The sequence below is a fragment of the Treponema ruminis genome (genome assembly GCF_014201975.1).
Lineage (GTDB): Bacteria > Spirochaetota > Spirochaetia > Treponematales > Treponemataceae > Treponema_D > Treponema_D ruminis.
Genome location: NZ_JACHFQ010000004.1, coordinates 388,046 through 397,985, shown reverse-complemented (window position 1 = coordinate 397,985; position 9,940 = coordinate 388,046). Strand labels below are relative to the sequence as shown.

At 44.7% G+C, this 9,940-nt stretch carries 12 protein-coding genes; 3 read left to right on the top strand and 9 right to left on the bottom strand.

Annotated elements, in window-relative coordinates; genetic code table 11:
- Nucleotides 1-205: 205 nt before the first annotated feature.
- The gene (locus HNP76_RS07895; RefSeq protein ID WP_184659234.1) at nt 206-1,513 is read left to right on the top strand and encodes an HD domain-containing phosphohydrolase; all 1,308 of its coding nucleotides are present in this window, start codon (nt 206-208) and stop codon (nt 1,511-1,513) included.
- 32 nt (nt 1,514-1,545) lie between these two features.
- Here the strand turns inward: HNP76_RS07895 and HNP76_RS07890 are convergent, their stop codons facing one another.
- The 8 genes from HNP76_RS07890 to HNP76_RS07855 all read right to left on the bottom strand — a co-directional run bounded on the left by HNP76_RS07890 (nt 1,546) and on the right by HNP76_RS07855 (nt 6,564).
- A complete protein-coding gene (locus tag HNP76_RS07890) occupies nt 1,546-2,028 on the bottom strand; it encodes a DUF188 domain-containing protein (RefSeq protein ID WP_184659232.1) in 483 nt (160 codons plus the stop codon).
- On the bottom strand, nt 2,029-2,358 hold the full coding sequence (locus HNP76_RS07885) for a cell division protein ZapA (protein WP_184659230.1): 330 nt from the start codon (nt 2,356-2,358) through the stop codon (nt 2,029-2,031). It abuts the gene before it with no gap.
- Between the two features lie 3 nt (nt 2,359-2,361).
- Entirely contained in the window at nt 2,362-3,072 is a 711-nt protein-coding gene (locus HNP76_RS07880; protein WP_184659227.1) for a cell division protein ZapB, read from the bottom strand.
- 56 nt (nt 3,073-3,128) lie between these two features.
- Complete coding sequence (gene rplT / locus HNP76_RS07875) at nt 3,129-3,488, bottom strand: 50S ribosomal protein L20 (RefSeq protein WP_184659225.1); 360 nt, start codon at nt 3,486-3,488, stop codon at nt 3,129-3,131.
- Nucleotides 3,489-3,513: 25 nt separating this feature from the next.
- Nucleotides 3,514-3,717, bottom strand: coding sequence for a 50S ribosomal protein L35 (gene rpmI, locus HNP76_RS07870; protein WP_184659223.1), 204 nt, complete (start codon nt 3,715-3,717; stop codon nt 3,514-3,516).
- A gap of 57 nt (nt 3,718-3,774) precedes the next feature.
- Complete coding sequence (gene infC, locus HNP76_RS07865) at nt 3,775-4,296, bottom strand: translation initiation factor IF-3 (protein WP_184659259.1); 522 nt, start codon at nt 4,294-4,296, stop codon at nt 3,775-3,777.
- Nucleotides 4,297-4,371: 75 nt separating this feature from the next.
- Entirely contained in the window at nt 4,372-5,208 is an 837-nt protein-coding gene (locus HNP76_RS07860; RefSeq protein WP_184659221.1) for an SAM-dependent methyltransferase, read from the bottom strand.
- 36 nt (nt 5,209-5,244) lie between these two features.
- Nucleotides 5,245-6,564: a glycoside hydrolase family 3 N-terminal domain-containing protein gene (locus tag HNP76_RS07855; RefSeq protein WP_184659219.1), complete on the bottom strand. Its 1,320-nt coding sequence runs from the start codon at nt 6,562-6,564 to the stop codon at nt 5,245-5,247.
- A 138-nt stretch (nt 6,565-6,702) separates the two neighbouring features.
- Between HNP76_RS07855 and HNP76_RS07850 the strand changes: the two genes are divergently transcribed.
- Complete coding sequence (locus HNP76_RS07850; RefSeq protein WP_184659217.1) at nt 6,703-7,503, top strand: SDR family NAD(P)-dependent oxidoreductase; 801 nt, start codon at nt 6,703-6,705, stop codon at nt 7,501-7,503.
- Nucleotides 7,504-7,585: 82 nt separating this feature from the next.
- Nucleotides 7,586-9,025 (top strand): nicotinate phosphoribosyltransferase, encoded by a 1,440-nt coding sequence (locus tag HNP76_RS07845; RefSeq protein WP_184659258.1) that lies wholly within the window; start codon nt 7,586-7,588, stop codon nt 9,023-9,025.
- Nucleotides 9,026-9,093: 68 nt separating this feature from the next.
- Here the strand turns inward: HNP76_RS07845 and HNP76_RS07840 are convergent, their stop codons facing one another.
- Nucleotides 9,094-9,549, bottom strand: a complete 456-nt coding sequence (locus tag HNP76_RS07840; RefSeq protein ID WP_184659215.1) for a helix-turn-helix domain-containing protein — start codon at nt 9,547-9,549, stop codon at nt 9,094-9,096.
- Nucleotides 9,550-9,940: the final 391 nt, after the last annotated feature.

Sequence of the window (9,940 nt, the reverse complement as noted above, 5' to 3'; positions counted from 1 at the left end):
CCGCTTGTTGTCAGCGGGTGAGAATGAATATATCACGCACTACTTTTTCTGTCAACACTTTTTTGAATTTTTTTTCACTTTTTTTTCTGTTTTTTCATCAATTTTTTTACCCCATGCAGCACCAGGATTTACGTCTTTAAAAGAATTGAATTTTCTAGACTAAATAGAACAATTCAACTATAATTCTCTATTAGGGTCTAAAAAGATGTCACTTGAATTAAATGCAGAAAAACTGAAAAAGGTTTTTGAAACTGAAAAACTCCTCAACGAGATTCGCGATACCGACGTTTTGTTGGAACGCATCCTGACAGAAGCGAGGGCAATCGCCAACGCAGACGCAGGTTCTATTTACGTAATTGAAGACAAACAGCCGTCTGGAGTACCGGCAACAAGCTACGCCGATGAAGAAAACGCATTTAAAGACAAACTTCTCCGAATTAAATATTCTCAGACTGATACACTTCAGAAAACAGAACACGCAAAAGCAAAATATCCATACGTCTACTTCACTGTACCTATAACAAAAACTTCAATTTCAGGTTATTGCGCCTGCACAGGTACAACACTCAATATCCCGGACGCCTACAATATCGATAAAAACACACCGTATAAATTCAACAGCGCTCCGGACATATCAACCGGCTACAAAACAGTTTCCATGCTCACAGTTCCACTGATTACGAGCAGCGGACACACTTTGGGCGTACTTCAGATTATCAACGCAAAGGATGAGAACGAAAAAGTAGTTCCTTTCAGCGAAGAATCAGTAGAATTCATAAAGCAGTTCGCTTCGAGCGTAACACAGGCTCTTGAGCACACATATCTCACCAGCAACATGATCAAACGCATGCAGCGAATGGCCGAATTCAGGGATCCGAAAGAGACCGGCACCCATGTAGAGCGGGTTTCAGACTTTTCTCTTGAAATTTACGACCAGTGGGCCGTCAATCACAATGTTCCAAAAGAAGAGCGCATGAAATATCGCGACGCCCTCAAAATCGCAGCAAAATGCCACGATCTGGGCAAAGTAGGTATTTCCGACGTAATTTTGAAAAAACCGGGTCCTGGAAGATTCACTCCGGAAGAGCGTTCAATCATGATGGGCCACACCTGCGTTGGCGCCCAGCTCTTCACAGAGCCAGAGTCAGAAATCGATGAAATGTCACGCGACGTAGCCCTTCATCATCACGAATGGTGGGACGGAAGCGAAAAAGGCTATCCTGGAAAAATTGATTACATCAGCTACGAAATCGGCAAGCCGATCGGCGAAATCACGCCAATAAAAGGCGAGGAAATTCCACTTTCAGCACGAATTGTCGCAATCGCAGACGTATTCGACGCACTTTCACACGCCCGCGTATACAAGGAAGCATGGTCAATCGACGACGCTTTCATCGAAATTCAGAACCTTTCGGGCAAACAGTTCGACCCTTCTCTAGTTCTGGCCTTCCTCGAGGTAAAAGACCGAATCATCTCGATTAACGCCGCATACGAAAGAATGGGTAAAAAATAAAAGTTTTCAGGATTTTAAAAGAGGTGCGTAAATCACCGGCGTTTTACATTGTAAATATCGGCGATTATGTGCTTTTGAAGTTCCGTCTCAAAAAGAGTGGCAAATTTCTTAAATTCCTTGTCTCCGTAATAGTTTCCCTTATTACCGCCAAGGCCAATCTGAGCCATATTCAGGCTGAATTCACGCTCACGGAGCTTATCTTCAATATTGTCTTTTGAAAAAAGCACTCCCCTGTCATTCATTACGGAAATATTTTTTTCAACAAGGCGGGCCGCAAAGAGAATATCCCGGGTTACGATAATGTCATTTTCAGCGGCGTTTTCAAAAATGTAATCGTCAGCAGCATTATGCTCTTTTTGACAGATTACCATTTTAACTCTTGGATCCGGGGATTTTATTTCGTGATTTGCGACAAAATTAACGGAGACTTCTTTGGAAAGAGCATGAGATACAAGAAAATCGCGGGCTTTGGCCGGAAAAGAATCTGCATCAACCCAGACGGAAAATTTTAACATCTAGGATTCCAGAGCCTTATCGATTCGCTCAATCATCATTTTGGCGAGACGTTCAGCTTCATTGCTTTCTTCGGAATCAGCAAGAAGACCGGAAGCATCCCCACCATCGCCTTTTGAAAGCTGGGCTTTTGATTTTTCTTTATAAAGCTCATCGCAAAGCATAATGCCTGCGAGTGCTGAAATTTGAACTGGATTTTTTAATGCACCGTTACGTTCGATGCGCTCAAGGATTTTTTTATAGTACCAGAGAAGTTTTTGGAGATACTCATCATCTTCGTTCACCTGAATTACAAAAGGCGAATTGAAGACGTCAATCTGAAGGGCTCCCATAGACTAGAAAATATCAAACATTGGCTGTGAAGGTGGATTCTGAGCCTCTAAAGGCTTCTGGAAAGCACCCTGATCTGCTGAGTTAAGCTGAGGCTCGGCAGAGGAATCTGTTTCACCGAATTCAAAACCGACTTCCGGAGTTATTGACTCTGGTACAGGAACTGGCTCTGAAAGCTGCTGAGACATAACCTGAGGTTGAACCTGAGGGCTCTGAGAAACAGGAACTTCGATTTCTTCTGGAATTGGAAGAGGATTTTCGACAGGTTCTTCTACCCTTTCAGAAAGAGGTTCTGAAGGCTTCATGCTGTCAAATGACGGCTCAGAATTTTGCACTTGAACCGAATTCTGCGGCTGAGCTGCCACAGGACTTTCTTCTACAGCTGCCGGGGCTGCTACAGGCGCTGCCTGCTGAACAGGAGCTGTCTCTGAAGAATTTTGTGATGAAGGCTGGGAAATACTTTGAGCCGCCCCGCTGGCCTGAAGAACGACATTCTCCACGGCATTGAGACGGCTCAAAGCCTTAAGGATTCCTTCTTCGATCTTGCTCTGGTCAGACTGGAAAGATGAGAACTGCTCCGATTTTGCGTTAAGCGCGTTTGAAAGCTCTGCAACTTTTGCCCGCAAAGCAGCGTTTTCCGCATTAAGCTGTTCGATTTTCTTAACAGCGCTCTCAACTCTTTCTTCTAACAACAGAACTTGATCGAATGAAATCATATTGTACTCCGATTAGATATGCCAAACTCAGGATATACCCAAATCCGGCATGTCATTTATGCTTCGAGAGCTTTTTTTGCAGCCTCTACGACTGCTTTGAAAGCTGCTGGGTCTTCGATAGCGAGGTTTGACAAAGCCTTGCGGTTGAGTGAAATACCTGCTTTTGTGAGACCGTTGATGAAGCGTGAGTATGAAAGACCTTCCTCACGAACTGCAGCGTTGATACGTGCAATCCACAACTGGCGGAAGTCGCCTTTGCGGTCGCGGCGGTCAACGTATGCATGGCGGAGAGCCTTTACAACTGCGTCTTTTGCTGCCTTATAGTTTGTTCCACGGCGTCCTGTGAAACCGCTTGCAAGCTTGAGGATTTTTGCACGGCGGTTATTGCGTTTTGTTCCATCTATTGCTCTAGACATTCTTTACTCCTTATAACCTTTAAAATTAATTACCGTACGGAAGCAGCTGGCTGCGGATAACTTTTGAAGAATCCTCAGAAAGGATACCTGCGTGGCGAAGATGCATCTTGCGTTTTGCTGATTTCTTAGTCAAAATATGACGAAGGTTCATCTTCTTGTACTTAACTTTGCCTGTTGCAGTAAAAGAGAATCTTTTAGCTGCGGCTTTCTTTGTCTTCATTTTTGGCATTTTTGCCACCTCTTTAATTAACTAAAGTACTCCACCTGGGAGATTTTGGACTTTAGGTTATTTGGCCTTGGCATTTAATGTCATTGACATAAATCGCCCTTCCATTGCGGCAGGCTTCTCGATGGTGTATGAACCTTCGGTCAACCTTTTCAATACTTCGTTCAGAACGTCATAGCCGAGTTCGGTATGGGCAAGCTCACGACCGCGGAAGCGGATTGTAACCTTAACCTTATCGCCTTCGTCCAAGAATTCCTGAACATGTTTTGCCTTAGTATCAAGATCGCCTGAACCAATTTTTGGCTGCATGCGGATTTCCTTGAGCTTAAGGGCTTTCTGGGCCTTGCGGGAATCTCGGAGCCTTTTTTCCTGCTCGAACCGATACTTACCGTAGTTAAGAATTTTACAAACCGGCGGATTTGCGTTTGGCGAAACTTCTACAAGGTCAAGATCGCGTTCTTTTGCAAGTTCAAGAGCCTCCCGAGTGGGAACAATCCCGTTCTTTCCGCCCTCTTCGTCAACAAGCCTGACCTCTCGTACACGAATCTGTTCGTTGATTCGTAAACCTTTTGTATCTGCCAACATTCCTCCTTGTGTTCATAAAAAACACTACTGCAAATATGTCTTTAGAGTATATCAAAATATTTAAGAGTATGTCTAGTGACTCAAAGGGATTTTCTGCAACAAAGAAAAATAGAGGGGACCGGCGCCAGCAGCCTTATCGGGAAGGACATGAGCTCCGAATTCTGTCTTTTCGTATTCAGGAAGATCAGATTCAGTGAAGTTCTTGTAGTTCAAGGAAATCTTCGGCTTCAGGACCTTAGCGTCATCAAATTTTTTCAGTAATTTTGCCACGACATTGTCGTTTTCGTCCGGGGAAAGGGCGCAGGTGGAATATAGAAGATAACCATTTGGTCTGAGCATGCGCCATGCAGAAGAAAGAAGGGCCCACTGAGCCATTGAAAGAGTTTTGATTCGGGAAGGAGACCATTCAGAAAGATACTTGGGGTCAGCAAGAACATGACGCTCAGAAGAACAGGGGGCATCGAGCAAAATCGCATCGAATTTTTCTTCGTTCTTGAGGCACATCTGGGCACCGTCCTTGCAGATTACGGTCACCCTCTCCTGAATTTCCAGGGGCAGGCAATCTTTTACGGTATTTGCCAGACGGTTTTTGCGTTCCGGAGAACGTTCGTTTGAAAGAAGATTCGCATCCGGGGACATGTTTGAGGCAAGGACAAGGGTTTTTCCGCCGGGAGCCGCACAGAGGTCAAGGATGTCCACGGCATTTTCCAAAGGAAGGGAAACTGCGGCCCGGACTGAACCTGAGTCGAGGAAGTAAGATTTTTCTCCGCCGGCCTTCCATTCGGCATAATCGCTTTCGAGGGCAAAGGCTTCCTTTATTGACTGCCAGCGCTGGCCGAAGAGATTTGAATAGTAGGCCTCAAAGCCCTCGCTGCCAGCAAGTTTTTTATTTCTGTCCTTCTGTTTCATATTTTCCTCATATTCTGATAAATCGCAGCGGATTCTTTACTGATTGTATGCATCCATACCGGCTTTGTAATCTTCGTCGAATTTCTTTAAGTCAAATTCCTTATAATCAGGATTTATTTTAACGGAGAAAGACGGAACTGTCATTTGGTCAGCCTCCACTGCCCCCTCATTTTCTTCCATGACAAGAATTCCGGCCTTGATTTTATAGCGGATTACGTTTTTTACGGCTCGGTCCAGTTCCCTTGCAAAATTTTCGTCTTCCTTTGACTTTTCCAGCAAGATTTCTGCGACATGACCGAATCGTTTTTCGGAAAGCATGATGACATCAACTCCGGCGGCAATTGCTTTTACGGCAGCTTCATGGGGCGGATAGCCGTTTTTTGCAAGGGCCCCCATGAAAATGTCATCTGAAAAGACCAGTCCCTTAAAAGCGAAGTCACCGCGGACACAGTCAGAAATCCAGTATTTTGAAAAGCAGGCCGGCATATCGTATTTTTCAGGATTTTCCGCATTTTTTTGCTTCATAATCGCATGGCTCATCAAAAGTGCAGACGAATCAACAAGGAGTTCCTCAAAAGGCTTGAAATAAGAGTCGCGCTCGCTTTGGTCGAAAGTGATTTTCGGAAGTCCGACATGGGGATCAACGCTTGAATTGCCCGGGAAATGCTTTAATACGACGGCAATTCCGTTTTTTTCGTAAGAATCGACCGCAATTCTTCCATATAAAAGGACATTTTCAAGATTTCCGAAAGTGCGGGTGTCCAGAAAATCCCTGTTTGATTCATTTTCGACTTCGACAACCGGAGCAAGATTCAAATGAAAGCCGAGGTTGCGCATCTGCCGGGCCTGGGCTGAATAAAGGGAAGCCGCTCCCTGCGGTGAAAAAGACTGGGCGACTTTTTTCTGCCCCCAGAGGACGCTTGTAAGGCCACGCAATCGGTTGACGTCCCCGCCCTCCTGATCAACGGCGACAAAAGGAGGAGGATTTTGGTTTTCAATGTAAAAATCCCGGATAGACTTGATGAATTCGTAAGTTTCCAGCGGATCTTTTGAAATGTTGTAAGAAAAAAGCAGGACTCCGCCCGGCACAAGGGCTTTTCCGCCTGAAGTTTTTTCGACTGAATGATATTTTTGATTTCCCTCGATATTCACAAGAAAAAGCTGGGAGATTTTAACGTCGTCAGAAAGGGATGAGGCATATTCTGAAAGGGCATTTTCCTTAGCCAGCTCGATTTTCTGGAGGCGCTGCTCTTCGGCAAGTTTTTTCTGAGCCTCAATCTCCTGAGGGCTGGGCTTTTTAGTGCAGGAAACAAGAAAAAGACAGATTACACAGATGACAGAGATTGATTTCTTCATAGCTTGATTTTAATAGAAAATTAACGCGCTGGATAGTAGCCGCGGCGAAGCCGTTCACCGGCAGTTATGACGGTGAATGAAACGGCGGATAGCCAGGAGTAAGTTGATTCGCGCAAAAATTATGTTATAATCTTTTTTATGCGAAAAATTACGATTATTACAGGGGCAAGTTCCGGAATGGGAGCAGAATTTGCCCGACAGATTGCAAATGACACAGAAAGCTCTGAAATCTGGCTTTTTGCACGAAATAAAGAAAAACTCGATTCCGTAAAGGAAGAAATTGATAAAAAGGCCGGGCTGCCGCAAATTAAATGCGTGCCCATGAACCTGTCCGGAAAAGAGGGAGTCGCACTTTTCAAGACTTTCCTTGCGACCGAAAAGATTTCCGGCGCATTTGAGATTGACCTGCTCGTAAACAACGCGGGCTTCGGCACTTACGGAGAATTTGCGACAACTCCGCTTGAAAAAGAACTTGAAATGATCGATCTCAACTGCACTTCCCTCACAGGCCTTTGCGGTGCGGCCCTGCCTTATCTGCACAAAAATTCTTCTATTATTAACGTGGCTTCTCTGGCGGCTTTTCTGCCTCTGGGAAATTTTGCGGTTTACGCTGCGACCAAGGCTTATGTACTTTCTTTCTCCGTGGCACTTGCGGCTGAACTCAAGGACAAAGGCATCAAGGTCAGCGCCCTCTGCCCGGGCTCGGTTTCCACGGATTTTGCAAACGTGGCATCAAACGGAGCCAGGAAAGAAGTCTTGCACGGAAAAGATCCTGTTGCGGTTGTAGCCCACTGCCTCAAAAAAGCAAAAAAGGGCAAGAGAATCATTTTGTGGGCAAAAAAATGGAAATTCACGGCCTTCATGTCCCGCTTTATCGGAAGATACCTCGGTGCAAGGTACACATACAAATACAACAAAAGGCCCAGCGAGTGGAGCTAGCAAATGGAGCTGGCCGCTGACAAGTGGAAGTAATTTATAAAATTCGTTACAATTTTAGTGGAGTTACGATATGAAAAATCCAATCATAAACAATGCACTTTTTACTGACTTTTATGAACTGACAATGGCTCAGGGCTACTGGAAGAACAACATGAATCACGCAGTCGTTTTCGACATGTTTTTCCGCAGACAGCCTTTTAACGGAGGATTTTCAGTTTTTGCAGGCCTTGAAAATCTTATTGACGCAATTACAGACTTCTCATTTGGAGAGGATGACATTGAATACCTTCGCTCACAGAAAATTTTTGAGGAAGGATTTTTGGAATTCCTCAAGGATTTCCGCTTTAACGGCGACATGTACGCTTTTGAGGAAGGCTCAATCATCTTCCCTCAGGAACCGATTGTAAGGATTCACGCAAACTTGATCGAGGCTCAGATTGTCGAGGCCCTTATCCTCAACATCATCAACTTCCAGAGCCTTATCGCCACAAAAACAGCCAGAGTCTGGCTGGCAAGCAAAAAAGGCGGAATCATGGAATTCGGCCTCAGGCGGGCACAGGGACCTGACGGCGGCATGAGCGCTACAAGGGCAAGCTTTATCGGCGGAGCAGCCGGAACGAGCAACACACTGGCCGGCAAAATCTACGGCATTCCCGTCATGGGAACTATGGCCCACTCATGGATCATGGCTTTTCCGAGCGAGCTTGAGGCTTTCCGGGCTTACGCAAAAATCTATCCGACCAACGCAGTCTTCCTGATTGACACTTACGACACCCTCAAATCAGGCGTCAAAAATGCCATTATCGCAGGACGTGAGCTTGTTGAAAAAGGCTATAACTTCGGAGTCAGGCTTGATTCAGGAGACATTTCTTATCTGACCCGCGAAGTCCGCAGGGAACTTGATAAGGCCGGCTTCCCCCAGGCAAAAATCTGCGTTTCAAACGAGCTCACCGAAGAAATCATCGAGACTCTGGTTCAGCAGAACACTCCGATTGACTCATGGGGCGTCGGAACCCACATGGTAACTGGCGGCAACGAGGCAAGCTTTACCGGCGTTTACAAGCTGGGAGCAAGACACGACGAAAAAACTGACCAGATGCAGCCTGCCATGAAGTTCAGCGACAATCCTGAAAAGAACACAAATCCTGGAATCAAAAACGTATTCCGCCTTTACGACGCAGAAGGCAACGCAAAGGCAGACATCATTGCCCGCAAAGATGAAGTCATCGAAGAAGGCAAGGAATACCGCTACTATCACCCGATGATTGATTACAGGCAGTTTGTTTTCAACGCGGCTAAAGTCGAGCCAATGCTCAAAAAAGTCGTCGAGGGCGGAAAGCGAATCGGCGAAAAGAAGAGCGAGGCTGAAACCTTGCGCAAGGCACGCGAGACAATGCAGAAGCAGCTGGAAAGTTTCGACGGCTCATACAAGCGAATCCTCAACCCCCACATCTACAAGGTCTCACTGACAGAGGCAATGAAAGAACTCAAGATGGAGTTCATCAAAGCCAGAATCAAGTAGGTTTCGGCTGCTAATCAAGAGGATGCCCTTTTATCAGAAGGGCATTTTTTTTTGAGCCCAGACTTTCCTCACTGCACGACCAGCTTATAGTAGCCCCTTCTCGTCCGGAGAACTTCAAGCGAACATCTTGGATTGCCGTCGATGCACTTTCTCAGCTTTGCTATATAAGCATAAACGGCATTTTTCCGTGACTTTTCATCACTGCCATTTATGTTCATATATCTTGCGATTTCATCGACAGAAACCTCATGGCAACGTCGCTTGAAGAGGAAAGCAAGAAGATTGTAAATTGACGGCGGTAAATTGGCGTCCTTTCTGAAAGGTTCCAGGACATTCTTTCTTGCCGTCTTTACGGGAGGTGATAATTCCATTGAAGGAATATCGCCGCTCTTTTCAGTTTCAAAAATCAACTTTTTAATTTCTGTACATTCCAGCGCTTCCGTAATTTTTTTGAATAAAGGTGTCATCAGGTGTAAAGTCTGAATGTCATACTGAAATTCATTAATGGCGAGCCAAAAATTCATTCTTTCCGAACATTTTCTTTTTGGATCGCCGATCAGAATTATCGGTATCTTCAGATTTTTTGATCTGAGGATATCATAAATGACATCCGTAAACCCTTTGTACAAGTCGTAGTCCATGAAAATTATAGAAATCTCATTCTTTTCGTTAAGGACCTCTCGAATAAGACTCAGACCATCTTCGAAGAAACTAAACTTGTCACCTCCGTTATAAACTCTCCGATATAACATTTCAAAAACTTTTTTACATTTACCAGAACATAGGAAATGCAATTTTTTTACTCCAATTTTTTTTAATAGGCTTAAATAACCGGTCCTTAAGATTATTTAAGGTATTTTTATAATCGGATTAAAAAACCGTCAACTTTATGCACTATACCGTCATTTTTATTAA

Excerpts from the sequence above, each read along its gene's own strand:
- HNP76_RS07895 (WP_184659234.1), top strand. The coding sequence starts at position 206 with ATGTCACTTGAATTAAATGCAGAAAAACTGAAAAAGGTTTTTGAAACT.
- HNP76_RS07890 (WP_184659232.1), bottom strand. The coding sequence starts at position 2,028 with ATGTTAAAATTTTCCGTCTGGGTTGATGCAGATTCTTTTCCGGCCAAA.
- HNP76_RS07885 (WP_184659230.1), bottom strand. The coding sequence starts at position 2,358 with ATGGGAGCCCTTCAGATTGACGTCTTCAATTCGCCTTTTGTAATTCAG.
- HNP76_RS07880 (WP_184659227.1), bottom strand. The coding sequence starts at position 3,072 with ATGATTTCATTCGATCAAGTTCTGTTGTTAGAAGAAAGAGTTGAGAGC.
- rplT (WP_184659225.1), bottom strand. The coding sequence starts at position 3,488 with ATGTCTAGAGCAATAGATGGAACAAAACGCAATAACCGCCGTGCAAAA.
- rpmI (WP_184659223.1), bottom strand. The coding sequence starts at position 3,717 with ATGCCAAAAATGAAGACAAAGAAAGCCGCAGCTAAAAGATTCTCTTTT.
- HNP76_RS07860 (WP_184659221.1), bottom strand. The coding sequence starts at position 5,208 with ATGAAACAGAAGGACAGAAATAAAAAACTTGCTGGCAGCGAGGGCTTT.
- HNP76_RS07855 (WP_184659219.1), bottom strand. The coding sequence starts at position 6,564 with ATGAAGAAATCAATCTCTGTCATCTGTGTAATCTGTCTTTTTCTTGTT.
- HNP76_RS07850 (WP_184659217.1), top strand. The coding sequence starts at position 6,703 with ATGCGAAAAATTACGATTATTACAGGGGCAAGTTCCGGAATGGGAGCA.
- HNP76_RS07840 (WP_184659215.1), bottom strand. The coding sequence starts at position 9,549 with ATGAATTTTTGGCTCGCCATTAATGAATTTCAGTATGACATTCAGACT.